Consider the following 23,459-nt stretch of genomic DNA (forward strand, 5'->3'; position numbering starts at 1 on the left):
TCCCCATGCGTGTCAACCGGATCCTGCTCTCCGTACCGCTGGTCGTGGTCGCGCTGGTGATCCAGGTGAGCGTCCTCGCCCGCCTCCATCTGCCGGGCGCCGTCCCCGACCTGCTGCTCCTCACCGTCCTGGGCCTCGCCATGGTCTACGGCCATGTCGGCGGCGCCCTCGTCGGGTTCGCCGCCGGCCTGCTGGCCGACGTCGCCCCGCCCGCCGACCACGCGGCCGGCCGCTACGCCCTGGTCCTCTGCGTGACCGGCTACTTCGCCGGACTGATCAAGCCGGAGAACGGCAAGCTGAGGTCGGCGACCGGCCCGATGGCCGTGGTGGTCGCCGCCGCGATCGGCTCCACCCTGCTGTACGCCGGGGTGGGCGCCCTGGTCGGCGACACCGCCGCCCGCCATGTGGGCCTGCCCGGGCTGCTGGTCTCGGCCGCCCTGTACGACCTGCTGCTCGCCCCGTTCGTGGTCCCCGGGGTGATGTGGCTGGCCCGCCGCTGTGACAACGACCCGCTGGCCGAGACCGGCGCCACCGGCAAGGCGGCCGACATCTCCTCGGGCTGGCTGTCCTCCGGCACCGGCCTGCACATCGGCAGCCAGCGCGGCGCCCTCGGCGCCCTGAAGGCCAAGGCCCGCACCCGCTCCGCGCGGGTCGGCCGCATCAAGGGGGTCAAGCGCCTGTGAGGGAACGTCAGGCCCCCGGCGGTCCGGGGCGATTCACTCGAACGGGTCGGCTTTCCCGGAACGCGGGCTCACAGGCTGATCGTTCATCATTCGTACGCGCGCAGGCCGCTCGCACACGCGTGCCGCGCACCCAGCCGTCCGCGCACTGAGAGGGGGAGACAGCCGCAGTGACCAACATCCCCGAGACCGGTCGGACCCCACGGGTCCAGATCCGGCTCGTCGTGATCCAGATCCTCGTCCTCTCCCTCCTCGGCACGCTCGGCGGCCGGCTGTGGTACCTCCAGATCCGGGAGGGCGCCCAGTACCAGAAGGAGGCCTCCGGCAACCACGTCCAGCAGGTCGTCCAGCCCGCCGTGCGCGGCGAGATCCTGGACGCCCGCGGCGTCCCCCTCGCGGACAACGAGACGCGTCTGGTGGTCTCCGCCTCCCGCACCGAGCTGCTCAAGCAGAAGGACGACGGCAAGGCGGTCCTGACCAAGCTGGCGGGGGTCCTCGGCATGAGCCCCGAGGACGTCATGCAGAAGGTCCGCCTCTGCGACGCCAAGACCCCCCAGCCGTGCTGGAACGGCTCGCCCTACCAGCCGATCCCGATCACCGACGAGGCCACGCCCCGGCAGGCCCTCCAGATCCGCGAGCGCTCGGAGGACTTCCCCGGCATCACCGCCGAGCCCGAGGCGGTGCGCCGCTACCCGGGCCCCGGCAAGTCCAACACCGCCCAGGTCCTCGGCTACCTCTCGCCGGTCACCGACGACGAGATCCAGAAGGCCAAGAACACCAGCTCGCCCTATCTGCGCTCGGACATGGTCGGCCGCTCCGGCCTGGAGCGGGAGTACGACAAGGAACTGCGCGGCAAGGCCGGCGTGACCCGCTACGAGGTGGACAACCTCGGCCGTGTCATCGGCAAGGCCAAGGCGGACGCCGCCCAGCCCGGTTCGAACCTGGTGACCAGCATCGACTCCCGGGTCCAGCGCGTCGCGGAGTACGAACTGGACAAGGCGATGAAGGCCGCCCGCCAGCAGTACGACTCCATCACCGGCGAGAACTACAAGGCCGACTCCGGCGCCGTCGTGGTGATGGAGGCCAAGACCGGCCGCATCGTCGCCATGGCCTCGGCCCCCACCTACGACCCGAACGTCTGGGTGGGCGGCATCTCCGCCAAGGACTACAAGGCCCTCACCGGCAAGAACTCCGACTACCCGCTGCTCAACCGGGCCATACAGGGTCAGGCGGCGCCCGGCTCGACCTTCAAGGTGATCTCCACGGCCGCCGCGGTCCAGGCGGGCTACGCGTGGGACGGCGGCTACCCGTGCACCAGCGACTACCGGGTGGGCAACCAGGTCTTCAAGAACTTCGAGGGCGAGAACTTCGGCGACATCTCGCTGGGCCGCGCCCTGGAGGTCTCCTGCGACACCGTCTTCTACGGGCTCGCCGACCGGGAGTGGAAGAAGGACGGCGGCATCAACCCCAAGAAGGGGCAGCCGAAGGACTACTTCTTCAAGACCGCCCACCAGTTCGGCCTCGGCAAGCCGACCGGCGTCGACCTGCCCAACGAACTGGGCGGCCGCGTCCCCGACCGCCAGTGGAAGCAGGACTACTGGGAGGCCAACAAGGACTCCTGGTGCAAGACCGGCAAGAAGGACGGCAGCTACGTCGAGAAGATCGCCTACGAGAACTGCCTCGAAGGCAACAAGATGCGCGAGGGCGACGAGATCAACTACTCCATCGGCCAGGGCGACACCCTCGTCACGCCGATCCAGGAGGCCATGATCTACGGCGCCGTCGCCAACGGCGGCACCGAGTACGTCCCGACCATCGGCAAGGCGATCATCAGCCCCGACGGCAAGACCGTGCAGGAGATCAAGCCCAAGGTGCAGCGCAAGCTGCCGGTCAGCCAGGCCACCCTCAAGGGCATGGACGACGCCTTCGCGGGCGTCATCACCCGCGGTACCGCGGCCTGGAAGTTCAGCGGCTGGCCCCAGGACAAGATCCCGCTGCACGGCAAGACCGGTACCGCGGAGGTCTACGGCAAGCAGACCACCTCCTGGATGGCCACCTACTCCAAGGACTACACGGTGATCATGACGATCGCCCAGGCCGGTACCGGTTCCGGCGCCTCCGGTGAGGCCGTGCGCAACATCTACAGCGCGCTTTACGGCGTCCAGGGCGACGGCTCCATCGACAACAAGAAGGCGCTGCTGCCCCAGCCGCAGGCGAGCCTGCCCAAGGTCCGCACGGACGGCACCATCGTGGCGCCGCCGGTCCCGAAGGACGCGGCGAAGGACACCGAGGCCGCCCAGAAGAACAACCCGAGCAACGGCGGCGACCAGCAGCCCGCCACCACCGCCCCGACCGACAACACCAACCGCAACACCCGAAGGCGGCCACGCCGGAAGCGGGGGAGCCGGAGGATGCCCGCATGACCGGCGTGAACAGCTTCTCCGTCTCCGGGTACGGCCCCGAGCGCGCCGGCTGGACGAGGATCTTCGCCCGCGACTCCGTGACCCGCCGCCTCGACTGGCCCATGATGCTGGCCGCCCTCGCGCTGTCGCTGCTGGGCTCGCTGCTGGTCTTCTCGGCGACCCGCAACCGCACCGAGATCAACCAGGGAGACCCGTACTTCTTCCTGGAACGCCACCTGATCAACCTGGGCATCGGGGTCGCCCTGATGATCGGCACCCTCTGGCTGGGCCACCGCGCCCTGCGCAACGCGGTACCGATCCTCTACGGCGCCTCCGTCATGCTCGCCCTGGTGGTGCTCACCCCGCTCGGCGCCACCATCAACGGCCAGCGCAACTGGATCGTGATCGGCGGCTTCTCCGTCCAGCCCGCCGAGTTCCTCAAGATCGCGATCATCCTCGGCATGGCGATGCTGCTGGCCGCGCGGGTGGACGCGGGCGACAAGCCGTTCCCCGACCACCGCACGGTGGCGCAGTCCCTCGGTCTCGCGGCCGTACCGTGCATGATCCTGCTGCTGATGCCGGACCTCGGCTCGGTGCTGGCGATGGTGGCCATCATCCTGGGCGTGCTGCTCGCCTCGGGCGCCTCCAACCGCTGGGTCTTCGGCCTGCTCGCCACCGGTGTGCTCGGCTGCGTCGCCATCTGGCAGCTGCACATCCTGGACCAGTACCAGATCAACCGCTTCGCGGCCTTCGCCAACCCCGATCTGGACCCGGCCGGCGTCGGCTACAACACCAACCAGGCCCGGATCGCCATCGGCTCCGGCGGGCTGACCGGCGCCGGGCTCTTCCACGGCTCGCAGACCACCGGCCAGTTCGTGCCCGAACAGCAGACCGACTTCGTGTTCACGGTCGCGGGCGAGGAACTGGGCTTCCTCGGCGCCGGGTTCATCATCTTCCTGATCGGCGTCATCCTGTGGCGGGCCTGCCGGATCGCCCGGGACTCGACGGAGCTGTACGGGACGATCGTCGCCGCGGGCATCGTGGCCTGGTTCGCCTTCCAGGCGTTCGAGAACATCGGCATGACCCTCGGCATCATGCCGGTCACCGGTCTGCCGCTGCCGTTCGTCTCGTACGGAGGCTCCTCGATGTTCGCGGTCTGGGTGGCGGTGGGGCTGTTGCAGTCGATCAAGGTGCAGCGGCCCATGTCGGCCTGAGAAAGCTGCCGTACCGGGCGGGCGCCCACTAGATTCGGTTCATGGCGGAGTCGCAACGCGAGATCGAGCGCAAGTACGAAGCCGAGGACGGCGGGCTGCCCGACCTGACCGGCATCGCCGGGGTGGCGGCCGTCCTCGACCAGGGCCTGACGGAGCTGGACGCCACCTACTACGACACCGCCGACCAGCGCCTCGCCGCCGCCTCGATCACCCTGCGCCGCCGCACCGGGGGCGCGGACGCCGGCTGGCACCTCAAGCTCCCGGTCGCCCCGGACGTCCGCGACGAGATCCGGGCCCCGCTGGCCGACACCCTCCCCGCCGAACTCGCCGCCCTGGTCCGCTCCCGGGTCCGCGGCGCCGAACTGGTCCCGCTGGTCCGGCTGCGCACCGCCCGCGCCGTCCGCCACCTGGTGGACGCGGACGGCGCCCTGCTCGCCGAGGCGAGCGTCGACGCCGTGACCGCCGAGCGGCTCACCGCCGGGGGCGGCACCGCCGAGTGGACCGAGATCGAGCTGGAACTGGCCGACGGGGGAGACCCGAAAATCCTCGACCGGCTGGAGAAACGGCTGGCCAAGGCGGGCGTGCGGCCCTCCGCCGCACCGTCCAAGCTCGCCCGCGCGCTCGCCCGGACCGGAGCCCGCCGCAAGCCCGCCGTACCCGCCGAGCCGGACACCGCGGGCGACCACGTCCTCGCCTACCTCCGCGCCCAGCGGGACGCGCTGGTCGCGCTCGACCCCGCCGTCCGCCTGGGCACCCCCGACGCCGTGCACCGGCTGCGCGTCGCCACCCGCCGCGCCCGCGGCGCCCTGCGCACCTTCCGCCGCGTCCTCGACCGCGCCGCCACCGACCCGGTCGCCGCCGAACTGAAATGGCTCGCGGGCGAGCTGGGCGTCGACCGCGACCAGGAGGTGCTGGCCGACCGCCTCACCACCGCCCTGGACGCCCTCCCGCCCGCCCTGGCCACCGGCCCGGCCCACGACCGCCTCACGGCCTGGGCGCAGGCCCGGCGGGGCGGCGCCCACGGCCATCTCACCGGCGTCCTGGACTCGCCGCGCCACCTCGCCCTGCTGAACTCCCTCGACGCCCTCCTCGCCGATCCGCCGCTGCGCGAGGCCGCCGCGCGCAAACCCCGCAAGGTGCTCGGCAAGGCCGTGCGCAAGGACCTGGCGCGGCTCACCCCGCGCGTCGAGCGGGCGCTGCGCCTGCCCCCGGGCGAGGAGCGCGACGTCGCCCTGCACGAGGCCCGCAAGAAGGCCAAGCGCGCCCGCTACGCCGCCGAGGCCGCCACCCCCGCCCTCGGCGCCCCGGCCGCCGACCTCACCGCCGCCATGAAGACCCTGACCACCCTGCTCGGCGAGCACCAGGACAGCGTGATGGCCCGCAGGGCCCTGCGCGAGCTGGCCGCGGTGGCCCACGCGGCGGGGGAGAGCGCGTTCCCGTACGGGGTGCTCCACGGCCGGGAGGAGGCCCGTGCGGCGGCCGCGGAGGCCGAGCTGCCCGGCCGCTGGCGGGCGGCCCGTGCCCGCTTCCCCCGCTGACCGTTCGGAGGAGCCCCTCGGGCGGGTTACGCTGGATGGTCACCCCTGTCAGCTCATGAAGGTTCGCGAGATGCCTGTCGAGTCGGTTTTCCCGCAGCTCGAAGCTCTGCTCCCGCACGTGCAGAAGCCCATCCAGTACGTGGGTGGAGAACTCAACTCCACCGTCAAGGACTGGGACGAGTGCGACGTCCGCTGGGCGCTCATGTACCCGGACGCGTACGAGGTCGGCCTGCCCAACCAGGGCGTCATGATCCTCTACGAGGTCCTCAACGAGCAGGAGGGCGTGCTCGCCGAGCGCACCTACAGCGTCTGGCCGGACCTGGAGGCGCTGATGCGCGAGCATCGCGTCCCGCAGTTCACGGTCGACAGCCACCGGCCGGTGAAGGCCTTCGACGTGTTCGGGCTGAGCTTCTCCACGGAGCTGGGCTACACCAACATGCTCGCCGCGCTGGACCTGGCCGGCATTCCGCTGGAGTCCCGGGACCGCACCGACGAGGACCCGATCGTCCTGGCCGGCGGCCACGCCGCGTTCAACCCGGAGCCGATCGCCGACTTCATCGACGCGGCGGTCATCGGCGACGGCGAGCAGGCCGTCCTGGACATGACCCGGATCATCCGCGAGTGGAAGGCCGAGGGCCGCCCCGGCGGCCGCGAGGAGGTCCTCTTCCGGCTGGCGAAGACCGGCGGGGTCTACGTCCCGGCGTTCTACGACGTCGAGTACCTGCCCGACGGCCGTATCGCCCGCGTCGTCCCGAACAAGTCGGGCGTGCCGTGGCGGGTGTCCAAGCACACCGTCATGGACCTGGACGAGTGGCCGTACCCGAAGCAGCCGCTGGTCCCGCTGGCCGAGACGGTCCACGAGCGGATGTCGGTGGAGATCTTCCGCGGCTGCACCCGCGGCTGCCGCTTCTGCCAGGCGGGCATGATCACCCGCCCGGTGCGCGAGCGCTCCATCACCGGCATCGGCGACATGGTCGACAAGGGCCTGAAGGCCACCGGCTTCGAAGAGGTCGGCCTGCTCTCGCTGTCCTCCGCGGACCACTCGGAGATCGGCGACATCGCCAAGGGCCTGGCGGACCGCTACACGGACGACAAGATCGGCCTGTCGCTGCCGTCCACCCGCGTGGACGCCTTCAACGTCGACCTGGCCAACGAGCTGACCCGCAACGGCCGCCGCTCCGGCCTGACGTTCGCCCCCGAGGGCGGCTCCGAGCGCATGCGCAAGGTCATCAACAAGATGGTCTCGGAGGATGACCTCATCCGTACCGTGGCGACGGCCTACGGCAACGGCTGGCGCCAGGTGAAGCTGTACTTCATGTGCGGCCTGCCCACGGAGACCGACGAGGACGTCCTGCAGATCGCCGACATGGCGACGCACGTCATCCAGAAGGGCCGCGAGGTCTCGGGCTCCAACGACATCCGCTGCACGGTCTCCATCGGCGGCTTCGTGCCCAAGCCGCACACGCCCTTCCAGTGGGCCCCGCAGCTGTCGGCGGAGGAGACGGACGCGCGTCTGGAGAAGCTGCGCGACAAGATCCGCGGCGACAAGAAGTACGGCCGCTCCATCGGCTTCCGCTACCACGACGGCAAGCCGGGCATCGTCGAGGGCCTGCTGTCCCGCGGCGACCGCCGGGTGGGCGACGTCATCCGCGCCGTCTACGAGGACGGCGGCCGCTTCGACGGCTGGCGCGAGCACTTCTCCTACGACCGCTGGATGGCCTGCGCCGACAAGGCCCTGGCCGGTCACGGCGTGGACGTCGACTGGTACACCACCCGCGAGCGCACCTACGAGGAGGTCCTGCCCTGGGACCACCTCGACTCCGGCCTGGACAAGGACTGGCTCTGGGAGGACTGGCAGGACGCCCTCGACGAGACCGAGGTCGAGGACTGCCGCTGGACCCCGTGCTTCGACTGCGGCGTCTGCCCGCAGATGGACACCCACATCCAGATCGGCCCCACGGGCCGGAAGCTGCTGCCCCTGACCGTCAAGAACGCGGGTCCGGCGCCGGCTTCGAGCGGGCACACGCACTGACGACCGACCGGTGCGGGCGGGGCCTGTCGGCCCCGCCCCTCGGGGTGTTCAGGTCCGCTCGGGACTGGACCAGGTCCCGCCAGGCGACGCGGTGCGCGGACAGCAGGACGCCGCTCCGGACCAGGAAGACGGCGGTCACCGGCAGTTCGGCGGCCGCGCTGACCAGTGTGCTCGGCTTTCCCCCGGCAGGGCTCGGACCAGGGCGCTGACCACCATGTAGCAGGCGCCCAGCAGGAGCCGGGCCAGGCCGCCCCGGGTGTTGCGGACACTGAGGAGCGCAGTTCCCAGGTCTGCTCGAAGAGGCGTTGCGGGGCGCGGGTGAAGCTCAGCGCGGAGACCGCGAGGAACACCGCGCCGACGACGCTCACGTCCGGCTGTCGGCGCTGGAGGCGAGCGCCATGGACCGGTCGAAGCCCGCGACCCGCTGGAAGCGGGCCAGCACCCGCAGCACGAAGGCAGGACGCAGCCAGAAGGTGAGGGTCCTGAGCGGACGACGGCCGCCGTGCTTCGCGATCGTGCCCTCCGGAGATCGGCCGGAAGGGGGTGAAATACCCGAAAAGGGCTGGCTGTGAAGGGTATCCGGCCGTCCCGTGCCACCCCTGGCCGACACGGCGGGAACCTCCGGGCGTGACGGCACGTACTCTTGGTAGGAGTACGACCGCTCTCACGAAGGACTAGGACACTGGGCAAGCGACAGCCCGAAGGCCCGCCGCCCGCACCCGCGGTGCAGCGCATCCGACTGCGCTACACCAAGCGCGGCCGCCTGAGGTTCACCAGCCACCGAGACTTCCAGCGCGCCTTCGAGCGTGCGCTGCGCCGCGCCGAGGTGCCCATGGCCTACTCGGCCGGGTTCACGCCGCATCCGAAGGTGTCGTATGCCAATGCCGCACCCACCGGCACGGGCAGTGAGGCGGAGTACCTGGAAATCGCGCTCACCGCTCCGCGCGACCCCGAGAAACTGCGCGTCCTCCTCGACGAGTCGCTGCCCGCCGGGCTCGACGTCGTCGACGCGGTGGAGGCGCACACCTCGGGTCTCGCGGACCGGCTGACGGCCTCCGTCTGGGAGCTCACGCTGGCCGGAGTCGATCCGGCCGACGCCGAGCGCGCGGTCGAGGCCTTCAACGGAGCCGAGACCGTCGAGGTGCAGCGCATGACCAAGAACGGTGTGCGCACCTTCGACGCCCGCCCGGCCGTGGTGAGCCTTCAGGCGCACGGCGCACCGGCTGATGGGCCGACCGACCAGCCCTGTGCGATACTGCGGCTGGTTGTTCGGCACGTGACGCCTGCCGTACGACCCGACGACGTCCTGTCCGGTCTCCGCGCCGTGGCCGACCTGGCGCCGCCGGTCCCCGCAGCGGTGACCAGGCTGGCGCAGGGGCTGTTCGATGAAGAGACCGGCACGGTGACCGACCCGCTCGCGCCCGACCGCGAGGCAGCCACGGCCCTGACGGCCGCACCGGCTGCCGCCGCGACGGCGCAGGTGCCGGAAGGTTCCGCGTAGGACGGACGTCGTAGCGCCGCCCTCGTACTCGGGAGCCACCTGGGTCGGGCAGCGCACCGACCAGAAGACTTTCGCCAGGCCGTACCGACAAGGCGTACGGAACCGGCGAGACAGGACACAGAGTGCTCCCGTGCGGCGCCCGCGCCCCGGACGGCGGCCATCGCGCATCGCGCGGGCCGCGGACGTCAACGGCGGACGGCCACTGAGGCCGATGCCGGACCGGGTGCGGCGCCCGGGAGCCTGACGGGAGAAACGCCCGCATGCTCGAACCGACCGAACCCAACGAGGGTTCCGAACCGAACACTCCGAGCGACACCCTGCCGCCGCGCAGGCGTCGCCGTGCCGCCTCCCGCCCGGCGGGTCCGCCCGTCGCGGCGGAGGCGCCCGCGGAGGTGACCGTCCCGGCCATACCGGCCGCCGAGACGGACGAACCGGCCGAGGCCGAGAAGACGGCCGCCGAGGCCGCCGCCCCGGCCGAGGAGGCACCGGCCGCGCGTCCGCGCCGTCGGGCCCCCCGCCGTGCGTCCGCGCCCGCCGGGGCGCCCGCGTCCGGCGAGGAGGCACCGGCCGCCGAGACCGTCGCGCCGGCCGCCTCCGCGCCCGTCGCCGAGGGCGGCGAGGTCGTCGTCGGCGAGGAGGCCGCACCGCGCCGCACCCGCCGCAGGGCCACGCGCAGCGTCGCCACGCCCACCGCCGCGGCCGGGGAAGCGGACACCGCGACCCCTGACGAGACCCCCGCCGAAGCCGAGGCGCCCGCCGCCCGGCCGCGCCGCCGCGCGTCGCGCCGCACGTCCGCCCCCGCCGGGGCGCCCGCCGCGGCCGAGGTCGTCGAGACCGTCGTGCCGGCCGCCGCCGAGGAGGCCCGGGAGACGGCGCAGGAGCCGGAGACGGCCGAGGCCGCGCCCGCCGCCCGCCCCCGTCGCCGGGCCACCCGTCGGGCCTCCGCGCCCGCCGGTTCGCCCGCCGAGACCGCCGAGGCCACCGAGACGGTGGTCCGGGTCGCGGTCGAGGACGCGCCCACCGAGGACGCTCGCGAGCAGGCCGTCGAGGAGACGGAGGAGGCGGCCCCCGCCCCCCGTACCCGTCGGCGCGCCACCCGCCGCGCCTCCGCCCCCGCCGGTGCGCCGAAGGCCGCCGAGGGCGCCGTGACGGAGGCCCCCGCCGCGGCGGAGGTCCCCGCCGTCGCCGAGGCGTCCGTCGAGGCCGAGTCCGCCGAGGACACCGCGCCGCGCCGCACCCGTCGCCGCGCCACCCGCCGGGTCTCCGCGCCCGAGAGCACCCCCGCTGCCGAGGCCGCGCAGACCCCGGAGGTTCCCGTCACCACGCACACTACCGAGCCCGCCCCGGCCGCCGAGGCCGTCCCGGCCGCCGCCGAGGCCACGCAGGCCGCGGAGAGCGCCGCGCCGCGCCGCGCCCGGCGCCGGGCCGTGCGCCCCGCGTCCGGCTTCTCCGCGCCCGCCAGGGAGGCCGCCGAGAACGAGGCGGACGGTCCGCGCCGGCCCGCCCGTCCCGCCGTCGCCGTCTTCCAGCCGCCGGTGTTCGCGGAGCCGCGCTTCCAGACCCCGGAGCGCGCCGCGGCCGAGGCCGCCGCGGAGGCCGCCGGGGCCGAGGAGCCCGAGGAGCACGCCGAGCAGCAGGCCGAGGAGCGCCCCGAAGAGCGCCCCGAGGAGCGCGCGGAGGCCGGTTCGCGCCGTCGCCGTCGCCGCCGTGCCGAGCGCCTTGAGGAGGCCCCGGTCGCCGAGGCCGCCGACCCCGCCGAGGACGAGGACGCCGAGGAGGCGGAGGGCGCCGAGGACGAGGACACCGAGGACGCGGAGGGCGCCGAGGGCTTCGAGGAGTCCTCCTCGCGCCGCCGTCGCCGCCGGGGCGGCCGTCGCCGTCGCCGCGGGGACGCCGCCGAGGGCGAGGGTGCCGACGGCGAGGGCGAGGAACTGGCCGCCGAGCAGGCCGCGCAGGACGCCGAGGACACCGCCGAGCAGGAGGAGGAGGACGCCGAGGAACTGCGCGGCGAGGACTCCGGCGGCTCCAGCGCCGGCAGCCGCCGTCGCCGTCGCCGTCGCCGCCGCGCCGGTGACTCCGCCGTCGACGCCGAGCCGTCCGCCGACGACCCGGAGCGCACGGTCGTCAAGGTCCGTGAGCCGCGCAAGCAGAGCGAGCCGTCCGACGAGGTGCAGTCCATCAAGGGCTCGACCCGGCTGGAGGCGAAGAAGCAGCGCCGCCGGGAGGGCCGTGAGCAGGGCCGCCGCCGCGTCCCGATCATCACCGAGGCCGAGTTCCTGGCCCGCCGCGAGGCCGTCGAGCGGGTGATGGTCGTGCGCCAGCACGGCGAGCGCACCCAGATCGGCGTCCTTGAGGACAACGTGCTCGTGGAGCACTACGTCAACAAGGAGCAGTCGACCTCGTACGTCGGCAACGTCTACCTCGGCAAGGTGCAGAACGTGCTGCCGTCGATGGAGGCCGCCTTCATCGACATCGGCAAGGGCCGCAACGCGGTGCTGTACGCCGGCGAGGTCAACTTCGAGGCGCTGGGCATGGGGGGCGGCCCGCGGCGCATCGAGTCCGCCCTCAAGTCCGGGCAGTCCGTGCTCGTCCAGGTCACCAAGGACCCGATCGGGCACAAGGGCGCGCGTCTGACCAGCCAGGTCTCCCTGCCGGGCCGCTACCTCGTGTACGTGCCCGAGGGCTCCATGACCGGCATCAGCCGCAAGCTGCCCGACACCGAGCGGGCCCGGTTGAAGAGCATCCTCAAGAAGATCGTCCCCGAGGACGCGGGCGTCATCGTGCGCACCGCCGCCGAAGGCGCGAGCGAGGACGAGCTGCGCCGGGACGTCGAGCGCCTCCAGGCGCAGTGGGAGGAGATCCAGAAGAAGGCCAAGAGCGGCAACGCGCCGACGCTGCTGTACGGCGAGCCGGACATGACCGTCCGGGTCGTGCGCGACATCTTCAACGAGGACTTCTCCAAGGTCATCGTCAGCGGTGACGAGGCCTGGTCGACGATCCACGGGTACGTCTCGCACGTCGCGCCGGACCTGGCGGGCCGGCTGTCCAAGTGGACCTCCGAGGTCGACGTCTTCGCCACCTACCGGATCGACGAGCAGCTCGCCAAGGCCCTGGACCGCAAGGTATGGCTGCCCAGCGGCGGTTCGCTGGTGATCGACCGGACCGAGGCGATGGTCGTCATCGACGTCAACACCGGCAAGTTCACCGGCCAGGGCGGCAACCTGGAGGAGACGGTCACCAGGAACAACCTGGAGGCGGCCGAGGAGATCGTGCGCCAGCTGCGGCTGCGCGACCTCGGCGGCATCATCGTGATCGACTTCATCGACATGGTCCTGGAGTCCAACCGCGACCTGGTGCTGCGCCGCCTGCTGGAGTGCCTGGGCCGCGACCGCACGAAGCACCAGGTGGCCGAGGTGACCTCGCTGGGCCTGGTGCAGATGACCCGCAAGCGGGTCGGCCAGGGCCTGCTGGAGTCCTTCTCCGAGACCTGTGTCCACTGCAACGGCCGTGGCGTCATCGTCCACCTGGAGCAGCCCGGCTCCGGCGGTGGCGGCGGCAAGCGCAAGAAGCGCGGCAAGGGCGGCGAGGCGCCCGAGCCGCATGTGCACGAGACCGCCGCGGTCGTCGTGGAGAGCGGCGAGGCCGTCGAGCCGGAGATCGAGACGGCCGCCGAGGTGGCCGCCGAGGCCGCCGAGCCGGTCGCCCTCCCGGCGCCCGAGTTCGCGCCGGACGAGGAGCTGTACAGCAGCGTCGCCGAGGCGGAGGCGGCGGCCGGCCGCGGCCGTACCCGCCGCCGGGCGAGCCGCCGCGCGTCGGCCCCGGCGGGTGCGCCGAAGGCCGAGAAGGCTCCCGCGAAGGCCGCGAGGGCCGCCGAGGCCGAGCGGGCCGTGGCGCCGACCGCCCAGGACGTCACCGCCGAGGAGGCGGCGGCGCGTCCGGTGCGGCCCGAGCCTGCCGAGCAGGCCCTGGCCGAGCCGGTGGCCGCCGAGGACCAGGTGGTCCCGGCTCCGCAGGCCGAGGCCGTCCCGGCCGCCGACGAGGCCGCGCCGAAGGGGCGCACGCGCCGTCGGGCGACCCGGAAGGTGTCCGCGCCGGCCGGTTCCCCCGCGGGTGCCGAGGCCGCCGCTGCCGTGGTGACCGTCGCCGAGACCGCCCCTGCGGCGCCGGAGCCCGCGGCCCCGGTCGAGGAGGCGCCGGCGCCCGCCGAGAGCGCCGCTCCGGCCCGTCCGCGCCGCCGTGCCGTGCGGCAGGCCGCCGCGCCGACCGCGCCCGAGGAGGCGGCCGTGGTGGTCGTCCCGTCGGCCGCGCCGGGGACGGCCGAGGCGCCGGCCGAGGACACCGTCGAGGCCTCCGCCGAGGAAGCCCCGGCACCGGCCAAGAAGACCGCCCGCAAGACGGCCAAGAAGGCCACGGCGAAGAAGGCGGCCACCAAGAAGACGGCGGCCAAGAAGACCGCCGCCAAGAAGACGACGGCCAAGAAGGCGGCCAAGACCGCCAAGACGGCCGCCGCGAAGAAGTCGGCGGCGAAGAAGACCACCACGGTCTCCGCCGGCGACGAGGGCTGACGCCCGGGGTGTGCGGCCGGTCCACGTGACCGGCCGCACACCCGCGGGGCCCGGTTTGATTTTGTCGGCCTTGGCCCCGTAACCTTGACCGTCGGCGTGTCACTGAGCACGCCACATCCCCGTAAACCTCTTCCTCCCGGACGCACGGCCGACCGGGAGAGGTCGCCCGTGCTGTTACCGGGCGGCTGGCCTGCGGGGGTGCCGTTTCTTCGAGCGAAAGAGAGATCCGCGTGTACGCCATCGTGCGCAGCGGTGGTCGCCAGCACAAGGTTGCTGTCGGCGACATCGTTGAGGTTGACAAGATTTCCACTGCCAAGGTGGGCGACACGGTCGAGCTCTCGACCCTGCTCGTCGTCGACGGCGACTCCGTGACCAGCGACCCGTGGGTGCTGGCCGGCATCAAGGTCCAGGCCGAGGTCGTGGACCACCACAAGGGCCAGAAGATCGACATTCTGCGCTACAAGAACAAGACCGGCTACCGCCGTCGGCAGGGCCACCGCCAGCAGTACACGGCGATCAAGGTCACGTCGATCCCCACGGCTGCGAAGTAAGGGACTGAGGAGACATGGCACACAAGAAGGGCGCATCGTCCACCCGGAACGGTCGCGACTCCAACGCCCAGCGGCTCGGCGTGAAGCGCTTCGGCGGTCAGGTCGTGAACGCTGGTGAGATCCTGGTCCGCCAGCGCGGCACCCACTTCCACCCCGGCGCCGGCGTCGGCCGTGGCGGCGACGACACGCTGTTCGCCCTGCAGGCCGGTGCGGTGGAGTTCGGTACCCACCGTGGCCGCAAGGTCGTGAACATCGTTCCGGTCGCCTGAATCAGCTGATTCGGCACCGAACGCACGCGAGGCGGACCTCACTTCCCGGTCGGGAAGGCGGGTCCGCCTTCGTGCGTTAGTACAGAGACACACCCGTACTTTTCTGGAGGCACCGAACCATGACCACCTTCGTGGACCGCGTCGAACTGCACGTCGCCGCGGGTAACGGAGGCCACGGCTGTGCCTCCGTCCACCGTGAGAAGTTCAAGCCGCTGGGCGGCCCGGACGGCGGCAACGGCGGCCGTGGCGGGGACGTCGTCCTCATGGTGGACCAGTCGGTCACCACGCTGCTGGACTACCACCACTCCCCGCACCGCAAGGCCACCAACGGCAAGCCCGGCGAGGGCGGCAACCGTTCCGGCAAGGACGGCGAGGACCTGATCCTGCCGGTGCCGGACGGCACCGTCGTGCTGGACAAGGCGGGCAACGTCCTCGCCGACCTGGTCGGGCACGGGACGTCGTACGTCGCCGCGCAGGGCGGCCGGGGCGGCCTCGGCAACGCGGCGCTGGCCTCGGCCCGCCGCAAGGCGCCCGGATTCGCGCTGCTCGGCGTGCCCGGTGACGTCCAGGACGTGGTCCTGGAACTGAAGACGGTCGCCGACGTGGCGCTGGTCGGCTACCCGAGCGCCGGCAAGTCCTCGCTGATCTCGGTGCTGAGCGCGGCCAAGCCGAAGATCGCGGACTACCCGTTCACCACGCTGGTGCCCAACCTCGGTGTGGTCACCGCCGGTTCCACCGTCTACACCATCGCCGACGTGCCGGGTCTGATCCCGGGCGCCAGCCAGGGCAAGGGCCTGGGCCTGGAGTTCCTGCGGCACGTGGAGCGGTGCAGCGTGCTGGTGCACGTCCTGGACACCGCCACCCTGGAGTCCGACCGCGACCCGGTCTCCGACCTCGACATCATCGAGGAGGAGCTGCGGCAGTACGGCGGTCTGGACAACCGGCCCCGGCTCGTCGTCCTGAACAAGGTGGACGTGCCCGACGGCAAGGACCTCGCCGAGATGGTCCGCCCCGACCTGGAGGCCCGCGGCTACCGCGTCTTCGAGGTGTCGGCGGTCGCCCACATCGGACTGCGCGAGCTGTCCTTCGCCCTCGGCGACCTGGTCGGCAAGGCGCGGGCGGCCAAGCCCAAGGAGGAGGCGACCCGGATCGTCATCCGGCCCAAGGCCGTGGACGACGCCGGCTTCACCGTCACCCGCGAGGAGGTCGGCGGCGAGCCGCTGTTCCGGGTGCGCGGCGAGAAGCCCGAACGCTGGGTGCGCCAGACCGACTTCAACAACGACGAGGCCGTCGGCTACCTCGCCGACCGGCTCAACCGCCTCGGTGTGGAAGAGCAGTTGATGAAGGCGGGCGCCCGGGGCGGTGACGGCGTGGCCATCGGTCCCGAGGAGAACGCGGTCGTCTTCGACTGGGAGCCCTCGGTCATGGCGGGCGCCGAGATGCTCGGCCGCCGCGGCGAGGACCACCGCTTCGACGCGCCCCGGCCCGCGGCCCAGCGCCGCCGGGACAAGGATGCGGAGCGGGACGAGGCGCTGCGCGAGTTCGGCGACTTCGACCCCTTCGAGTGAGAGTGCGGTAACGCACGAGTGCCGGGCGCCTCTTGGGGCGCCCGGCACTCGTGTCCGGGCCGATATCGAATTGCCGCGGATTCTTGATGAATCCGGTCTGTGCAGTTACTCACAGCAAATTCACGGAAGTTCACACCGGCCACGCCGGAATCACCGGGTGTGCAAGGTAAATGACAGGTTGCGATCCCCTGTGCACGGGATGACGCTCACCTTGCACTGCGCTTACCTAAAGTGGGACCATTTCACGGTTCCCTGTCGCCCCAAGGTAGGTCACCTGTGTCACAGCACATAGCCAAGCCCCGTACCACCGCAGTGATCCTGGCCGGGGGTACCGGTCAGCGGGTGGGTCTGTCGATCCCCAAGCAGCTGCTGAAGATCGCCGGCAAGGCAGTCATCGAGCACACGCTGACCACCTTCGAGAAGGCGGATTCGATCGACGACGTCATCGTGCTGATGGCGCCGGGATATGTGCCGGACATCGAGAAGATCGTGGCCAAGGCCGGATTCACGAAGGTGAAGAAGGTCATCGAGGGCGGCTCCACGCGGAACGAGACCACCGAGCGCGCCATCGCGGCCCTCGGCGAGGGCCTGGCCGAGGGCGAGGACCTCAACGTCCTCTTCCACGACGCCGTGCGCCCCCTGCTCTCGCGGCGCGTCATCGACGACTGCGTGGCGGCGCTGGAGCGCTACCAGGCCGTGGACGTCGCCATCCCGTCCGCGGACACCATCATCGTCACGCGCACCCACGGCGAGGACGGCGAGTTCATCACCGAGATCCCGGACCGCTCCCGGCTGCGCCGCGGCCAGACCCCGCAGGCCTTCAAGCTGTCCACCATCCGGCGCGCCTACGAGGTCGCCTCCGGTGACCCCAACTTCCAGGCCACGGACGACTGTTCGGTGGTCCTCAAGTACCTGCCGGACGTGCCGATCCACGTGGTCGCGGGCGACGAGTACAACATGAAGGTGACGCAGCCGGTCGACGTCTTCATCGCCGACAAGCTGTTCCAGCTCGCCTCCACCGCCGCGCCCGAGCAGAAGGGCGAGGACGTCTACCGCGAGCTGCTCACCGGCAAGACGGTGATCGTCTTCGGCGGTTCGTACGGCATCGGCAAGGACATCGCCGAACTCGCGGAGTCCTACGGCGCGCGGGTCTACGCGCTGGGCCGCTCCACCACCGGCACCCACGTGGAGAACCCGGAGGAGGTCGACGACGCGCTGTCCAAGGCGTACGCGGAGACCGGCCGGATCGACTACGTCGTCAACACCGCGGGCGTGCTGCGCATCGGCAAGCTCGCGGAGACCGACAACGCCACCATCGAGGAGGCGCTGAAGGTCAACTACCTGGCCCCGGTGCAGATCGCGCGCTCCTCCTACAAGTACCTGGCCGAGACCCAGGGCCAGCTGCTGCTCTACACCTCCAGCAGCTACACCCGGGGCCGCGCCGAGTACAGCCTCTACTCCTCCACCAAGGCCGCCATGGTGAACCTCACCCAGGCGCTGTCCGACGAGTGGGCGGGCGACGGCATCCGCGTCAACTGCGTCAACCCGGAGCGCACGGCCACCCCGATGCGCACCAAGGCCTTCGGCCAGGAGCCGGCCGGCACCCTGCTGTCCTCCGAGGCGGTGGCCCGTACCTCCCTGGACGTGCTGCTGTCGGAGCTGACCGGTCACGTCATCGACGTCCGCCAGCAGGACCCGACCGCCGGTGCCGCCACGGCCTCCGGTTTCGAGCAGGCCCTGGCCTCCGTGTTGGACCGTCAGGACGGCATGTAATAATTCGACAATAGCTTTTAGGAATTCAGGCCTCTGCGATCGCTCATTCACCGGGCGTTCACAGGGGCCTGAATCCGTACACCGCGAATACCCCTACACCCTGTGTATCACCGGCATTTGCGGCAGTACCGACAAAACCGGCACTCCCCCTCCCAGAGCAGGTTTCTCCGTGATATCCACCGCTATTCGCGTCGCCCGGGTGGGCAGCGCGGCCGAGCTGGCCGCGGCGGCGCTCATGATCCTGGGCTACCCGGCGCTCATGCTGGCCGCGCTCGTCCCGAGCATTCCCGCCTTCGCGGCCGCGGCCCTCGTGACGTACCTGGCGGACCACTATCTGCACCGCAAGGGCAGCTATCTGATCAACCGCCTCAGCAAGGTCCGCGCCGGCCTGTCGATCCGCTTCCTGATCCGGCAGCTGCTGCTGATCCTCCTGCTGGCCCGGCTGTCCCACGCGGACGACCTGATCTTCTACGGCGCGGTCGCCTGCTTCATCGCCTTCTACGGGCTCCAGGCCCCGCACGGAGCGCTGGTCACCCTCATCCGCAACCGCCGCAAGATGCCGGTCGCGACCCGCAACGTGGACCTGAAGTCCCGCATCCGCATCCCGGACGCCCCGCCGCAGTTCCTGCTGCACCGCAGCGCGGAGAAGATGCTGCACCTCGACCTGTTCGCGGTCGTCGGCATCCTCGTCGCCGCCCACCTGGACGCCTCCCCCGCGGGCTTCGCCGGCATCTGCCTGACCATCGGCCTGGGCCTGCTCTACGTCCTGGTGCTCACGCCGTACGTGCGCGGCCGCAAGGTCCCGCCGAAGGCCGAGGTCGTCCTCGCCGCCGTCGACGACTGGCTGGCCGGCTACAAGCCGGAGACGGTGCTGTACTTCTCCGGCTCCAAGGACTCCGCGTACCAGGTCAACATGTGGCTGGAGACGATGGAGCAGCTGGAGTCCCGGCCGCTGATCCTGCTGCGCGAGCGGGTCATCCTGAACAACCTGGCGCCCACCACGGTCCCGGTCATCTGCGTGCCCGGAGGGGTGCACCTGATGAACATGGACCTGTCGACCGTGCGCGTGGCCCTGTACGCGGCCAACGTCGGCAAGAACATCCACCTGCTGCGCGTGCCCACCATGAAGCACGTCTTCATCGGCCACGGCGACAGCGACAAGCTCGCCAGCGTCAACCCGTTCAGCAAGGTCTACGACGAGGTGTGGACCGCGGGCCGGGCGGGGCGCGACCGCTACGCGATCGCCGACGTCGGTGTCCGCGACGACGACATCGTGGAGGTGGGCCGCCCGCAGCTCGCGCCCATCCAGAGCTGGCAGGGCGTGCCCGAGGGCCGCATCCCGACCGTGCTGTACGCGCCCACGTGGGAGGGCTGGGACGGCAACCCGGGCAACACCTCGATCGTGCTGGCCGGCGAGAACATCGTGAAGAAGCTGGTCGCGGCCGATCCGCCGGTCCGCGTCCTGTACAAGCCGCACCCGTTCACCGGCACGGTCTCCAAGCGGGCCGGCGCCGCCCACCAGCGGATCACCGCCCTGGTCGAGAAGGCCGCCGCCCAGCGGGCCGGTGACTCCCGGTTCACCGCCGACGCCAAGGCGATGGCGCAGGCCAAGGCCGAGCTGGCCCGCATCGAGGCCCGGCTCGCCGAGCTGGCCGGCCCGGCCGGCGAGCGCGGTGACGAGGCCGAGGCCACCCGTGACGGCGTCGTGGACGTGGCCAGGCACCAGGAGGTCGCCCGGCTGCGCGCCGAGTGGAACGACGCCTACTGGCGCTCCTTCCCGTCGTACGAGCACCGGGTGATCACCGGCGCCGAGCCGCGCCTGTACGACTGCTTCAACGTCTCCGACGCGATGGTCTCCGACATCTCCTCGGTGGTCTCCGACTTCATCGCGAGCGGCAAGCCGTACGCGGTCACCGACTCGGGCGAGCTGGGCGCCGAGGAGTTCAAGCGGCAGAACACCGCGGTACGCGCCGCGACCATCCTGACCAACAGCGCGGCCGAGCTGGGCGAGCTGCTGGCCGCCGTGCGCGACCCGGCCGGCGATCCGCTGGCCGAGGACCGGGTGGAGCTGAAGCGCTATCTGCTGGGCCCGGACGAGCCCGCGTCGATCCAGCAGTTCAACAACGCCGTGACCGATCTCGCCGTCAAGGCGGAGGCCCGCAACGTGGGCCAGCAGGCGCGGCTGAGCGGCGAGGGCGGCGGTCTGGCCGGCGCGGTGCCCGGACCGCGCACCGCGGCCGCCGGTGACACCGACGGCGTGAACGCGGGCTGACGCCCACCGCCGACGAGGGCCGGCCCCGGGACACGATCCCGGGGCCGGCCCTTTTCCGTTCCCTTGCCCCGGGTTTCTCCGGTTTTTGCCCGCCGTTCAGGTTTCCTGCGCCCTCTCTTACCCGGGCCGCCGGTCGCGGGTGAACGGTTCTTACCGGACTTCCGTAGTCTCGGGCGGTGCCAACCCGGATCGGCTCCGGCCGCCGGGACCGGTGTGACGTGCGCCACTCATGGTCGTACGGAGGGCAACCGCTTCCCCTCGGTGTCCGTCTAACAAGGTGCCATTGCGGCGAAACGCGGGGGAATGTTCCTTTTGCAAGGGGGAAGTGTGACCGTCGGGACGCAGCCTGATGTGACGGTGATCATCGGGGCGTACGAAGCGATGCCGTATCTGGTCGAGTGCCTGGCGTCCGTCGAGGCGCAGACCATCGACCCGGCGCGCCTGGAGGTCATCGCCGTCGACGACGGTTCCACCGACGGCACCGGGGAGTGCCTGGAGGAGTTCGCCGCCCGCGCGCCCATGCCGGTCACCGTGATCCGCCAGGAGAACTCCGGCGGCCCCAGCGGCCCGCGCAACGTCGGCCTCGGCAAGGCGGCCGGACGCTACGTGTTCTTCCTCGACGCCGACGACCGGCTCGGCCCCGAGGCCCTGGAGCGCATGGTCGCCATGGCCGACGAGAACGGCACCGACGTCGTGCTCGGCCGGGTCGAGGGCATCAACCGCACCCCGCCGAAGTCCATGTGGGGCAAAACGCTGCCGCGGACCGACGTCTTCTCCTCCAACATCAAGTTCACGCTCAGCGCCCAGAAGATGTTCCGCCGCGCGCTGCTGGAGCGGCACGGCATGCGGTTCGACGAGTCGCTGTTCACCGGCGAGGACGCCCTGTTCACGCTGGAGGCGTATCTGCGCGCGGACGGCGTCTCCGTGCTCGCCGACTACACCTGCTACTACCTGGTCGGCCGCGACGACGGCAAGCACGTCACCAAGACCGGCAGCTACACCCTGCGCTTCGACTCCGCGCGCGCCCTGATGGCGCTGATCGAGGAGATGGTGCCGGCCGGCGACAAGCGCGACATCCTCATGGTCCGGCCCTTCCTGATCACCCTGCTGCCGCAGTTCGGGCCGAAGTTCCTCAAGGACAGCGAGGAGGTGCGGCGCCACAAGCTGGAGCTGGCCAAGCCGCTCATGGACGCCCACTGGACCCCCGGAGTGGCCCGGCGGCTGCGGGTCCACGAACGGCTGCGACTGCACCTGGTGGCCTGCCGGCGGCCCGAACTCCTGCTGGACGTCCTGGAGTTCATGAAGGCGAAGAAGGAGCCCGAGGCGCTGCTGGAGAAGCGCGGCACCCGGGTCTACCTGGCGTACCCGCACTTCCGGTCGAAGGCGGCCGCCATCCCCGACGACATCTACCTCGCGGAGCCCCGCGAGGCCCGCGCCGTCCCGGGCTACCGAGCGGCCGCCGCCAACACCTTCCTGCGCCGGGCGGTGCGCAAGGTCCGCCGCACCCTGCGCGCGCGGAACTTCAAGGCGGCGGCCTGAGGGCCGCCGCCCGCCCCGGCCCTTACTGCTGCCGGCCCGACTGCAGCGCGCGCTTCAGGGGCCGGCCCACCGCCCGGCGGGCGCGCCGGTAGACCGACGGGGCGGGCGCCGCGTTCTGCGCCTTCTGCGCCCGCGCCAGCTCCTTGCGCAGCTCGGCGTTGTCCTGGGTCAGTTCGCTGACCTGGGTGTGCAGCCAGGAGAAGCGACCGCTGAGCGAGGCCGGGTCGGTGTCGTTCCAGGGCCGTACGCCCGGGGGGAACGGCAGCGAGCGCATCCGCTTCTCGAAGGCCGCGCCGCCGTCGCCGTGGGTGAAGGTGTTCTGCAGCCCGTTGCGCTCCATGAACCCCGTGAACCGCGCGAAGCGCTCGCCGTGGTTGCCGACCAGGGCGCCGAAGTCGGCCTGCGCGTACAGCAGGGCCGGGTCGGCCGAGGCCGGGTCCTTCGCGGCCTGGTCCAGGCGCCGGTGCGGGATCTCGAAGTAGCGGCACAGCTCCAGGGTGCGCGAGTCGCCGCACAGCACCGTGGCGGGCGTGCCGGCCAGCAGTGCGGTGATGTTGCCGTGGATGCGGGAGCCGAAGGAGAAGTCGAACTCCCGCAGGTCCTCGATCCAGGTGCGCGGATCGACGTACACCCGTACCTGGTCCGCCCGGTACATCGGGTGGTCCGGGTGCGTCGGCATCGCGGTCAGCCTGGCGTTGGGGTCCGTCAGGTCCCGCCAGTGCAGCTGCCGTGCGTCGCTGAGGTTCTGGCCGACGAAGCGCAGGTTCGGGTAGAGCGACCGCGTGCGGTCGAGGATCTTGTCGAAGCCCTGGCTGCGTATCGCGCCGTGCGAACCGTTGACCGAGATCCGCGAGTCGGGCGTCAGCTCGGGCACCCGCTTGCGCACGTCGAGGTCGGGGCCGTGCATGAACAGGGAAGGGCAGCCGATGACCTCGACGTCATTGAAGCCCATGTCCTTCAGGTACCGCTCGGTGAACTCGCCGCGCACCCCGATGGAGGCGCTGCGCTCCAGCACCGCCGCGCAGAAGTCCCGCACGGCCGGCTCCATGCGCTTCAGCCGCGCCGGGTCGTAGCCCACCCCGGTCTGCGCGCCGACGCCGAGCACCACGACCGGGATGCGCAGCCGGGAGATGAACCGGGTCAGCCGGGTCAGCGCGGCCTCGAAGGAGGGACGGAAGGCGTTGGCGAGCGGCACCACGAAGGCGTCGTACTCCTCGTTGACCCGCGCCGCCGCGGCCAGGTCGGTCCGCACGCCCCCCGAGACCACCTCGGTGCCCGGCACTTCGAGGATCTTGTGCGCCGCCTCCTGGAACACCAGGTTCCCGGAGTTGGTGGCGATCACGTCCCGGTGCAGGGCCTCTTCGACGGACAGGACGTCGTACGGGTTCTTGCCCGAGCGGAGCAGAATGCGCTTTTGCTGGCGAACGGTGGATGACACGATGATCAACATAAGTTTGCCCGAGATTTAATTTCTATAGGCAACCGGTACAACCTTTTTGCCGTGAGCAAATCGTGAGCAAACGGTGACCGAACGTAGTGGTACCGGGTGCTGAGT

The 23,459-nt window shown here is 71.6% G+C and carries 14 protein-coding genes; 13 read left to right on the forward strand and 1 reads right to left on the reverse strand.

Annotation, left to right across the window (positions count from 1 at the left end):
* Positions 1-5: 5 nt before the first annotated feature.
* From mreD to HZZ00_RS05220, 13 genes are all read left to right on the forward strand, one after another.
* The gene (gene mreD, locus HZZ00_RS05160; RefSeq protein ID WP_070027092.1) at positions 6-683 is read left to right on the forward strand and encodes a rod shape-determining protein MreD; all 678 of its coding nucleotides are present in this window, start codon (positions 6-8) and stop codon (positions 681-683) included.
* A gap of 167 nt (positions 684-850) precedes the next feature.
* Positions 851-3,103 carry a penicillin-binding protein 2 gene (gene mrdA / locus HZZ00_RS05165; RefSeq protein WP_180331100.1) on the forward strand — a complete coding sequence of 751 codons (2,253 nt, stop codon included), beginning with the start codon at positions 851-853 and terminating at the stop codon, positions 3,101-3,103.
* Positions 3,100-4,296: a rod shape-determining protein RodA gene (rodA, locus tag HZZ00_RS05170; RefSeq protein WP_180331101.1), complete on the forward strand. Its 1,197-nt coding sequence runs from the start codon at positions 3,100-3,102 to the stop codon at positions 4,294-4,296. Before mrdA ends, rodA begins: the two co-directional genes overlap by 4 nt.
* 41 nt (positions 4,297-4,337) lie before the next feature.
* Complete coding sequence (locus tag HZZ00_RS05175; RefSeq protein WP_180331102.1) at positions 4,338-5,834, forward strand: CYTH and CHAD domain-containing protein; 1,497 nt, start codon at positions 4,338-4,340, stop codon at positions 5,832-5,834.
* Between the two features lie 70 nt (positions 5,835-5,904).
* Positions 5,905-7,866 (forward strand): TIGR03960 family B12-binding radical SAM protein, encoded by a 1,962-nt coding sequence (locus tag HZZ00_RS05180; protein ID WP_180331103.1) that lies wholly within the window; start codon positions 5,905-5,907, stop codon positions 7,864-7,866.
* A gap of 724 nt (positions 7,867-8,590) precedes the next feature.
* A complete protein-coding gene (locus HZZ00_RS05185) occupies positions 8,591-9,367 on the forward strand; it encodes a TIGR03936 family radical SAM-associated protein (protein WP_180331104.1) in 777 nt (258 codons plus the stop codon).
* Between the two features lie 260 nt (positions 9,368-9,627).
* Positions 9,628-13,932 carry an Rne/Rng family ribonuclease gene (locus tag HZZ00_RS05190; protein ID WP_180331105.1) on the forward strand — a complete coding sequence of 1,435 codons (4,305 nt, stop codon included), beginning with the start codon at positions 9,628-9,630 and terminating at the stop codon, positions 13,930-13,932.
* Between the two features lie 230 nt (positions 13,933-14,162).
* On the forward strand, positions 14,163-14,483 hold the full coding sequence (gene rplU, locus HZZ00_RS05195) for a 50S ribosomal protein L21 (protein ID WP_028422127.1): 321 nt from the start codon (positions 14,163-14,165) through the stop codon (positions 14,481-14,483).
* Positions 14,484-14,497: 14 nt separating this feature from the next.
* The gene (gene rpmA, locus HZZ00_RS05200; RefSeq protein ID WP_023550764.1) at positions 14,498-14,752 is read left to right on the forward strand and encodes a 50S ribosomal protein L27; all 255 of its coding nucleotides are present in this window, start codon (positions 14,498-14,500) and stop codon (positions 14,750-14,752) included.
* 119 nt (positions 14,753-14,871) lie between these two features.
* Entirely contained in the window at positions 14,872-16,320 is a 1,449-nt protein-coding gene (gene obgE / locus HZZ00_RS05205) for a GTPase ObgE (protein ID WP_070027080.1), read from the forward strand.
* Between the two features lie 276 nt (positions 16,321-16,596).
* Positions 16,597-18,093: a bifunctional cytidylyltransferase/SDR family oxidoreductase gene (locus HZZ00_RS05210; protein ID WP_180331106.1), complete on the forward strand. Its 1,497-nt coding sequence runs from the start codon at positions 16,597-16,599 to the stop codon at positions 18,091-18,093.
* Positions 18,094-18,262: 169 nt separating this feature from the next.
* Complete coding sequence (locus HZZ00_RS05215; protein ID WP_257585660.1) at positions 18,263-20,365, forward strand: CDP-glycerol glycerophosphotransferase family protein; 2,103 nt, start codon at positions 18,263-18,265, stop codon at positions 20,363-20,365.
* Between the two features lie 327 nt (positions 20,366-20,692).
* Entirely contained in the window at positions 20,693-21,904 is a 1,212-nt protein-coding gene (locus HZZ00_RS05220) for a glycosyltransferase (RefSeq protein WP_180331107.1), read from the forward strand.
* 22 nt (positions 21,905-21,926) lie between these two features.
* On the opposite strand, the gene HZZ00_RS05225 is transcribed toward HZZ00_RS05220, so the two are convergent.
* Positions 21,927-23,354 carry a polysaccharide pyruvyl transferase family protein gene (locus HZZ00_RS05225; RefSeq protein WP_180331108.1) on the reverse strand — a complete coding sequence of 476 codons (1,428 nt, stop codon included), beginning with the start codon at positions 23,352-23,354 and terminating at the stop codon, positions 21,927-21,929.
* Positions 23,355-23,459: the final 105 nt, after the last annotated feature.

Source organism: Streptomyces sp. NEAU-sy36, assembly GCF_013423905.1.
GTDB lineage: Bacteria > Actinomycetota > Actinomycetes > Streptomycetales > Streptomycetaceae > Streptomyces > Streptomyces misionensis.

Bases quoted from the DNA above. Each gene is read 5' to 3' on its own strand.
- mreD (WP_070027092.1), top strand. From the start codon at position 6: ATGCGTGTCAACCGGATCCTGCTCTCCGTACCGCTGGTCGTGGTCGCG.
- rodA (WP_180331101.1), top strand. From the start codon at position 3,100: ATGACCGGCGTGAACAGCTTCTCCGTCTCCGGGTACGGCCCCGAGCGC.
- HZZ00_RS05175 (WP_180331102.1), top strand. From the start codon at position 4,338: ATGGCGGAGTCGCAACGCGAGATCGAGCGCAAGTACGAAGCCGAGGAC.
- HZZ00_RS05180 (WP_180331103.1), top strand. From the start codon at position 5,905: ATGCCTGTCGAGTCGGTTTTCCCGCAGCTCGAAGCTCTGCTCCCGCAC.
- HZZ00_RS05190 (WP_180331105.1), top strand. From the start codon at position 9,628: ATGCTCGAACCGACCGAACCCAACGAGGGTTCCGAACCGAACACTCCG.
- rpmA (WP_023550764.1), top strand. From the start codon at position 14,498: ATGGCACACAAGAAGGGCGCATCGTCCACCCGGAACGGTCGCGACTCC.
- obgE (WP_070027080.1), top strand. From the start codon at position 14,872: ATGACCACCTTCGTGGACCGCGTCGAACTGCACGTCGCCGCGGGTAAC.
- HZZ00_RS05225 (WP_180331108.1), bottom strand. From the start codon at position 23,354: ATGTTGATCATCGTGTCATCCACCGTTCGCCAGCAAAAGCGCATTCTG.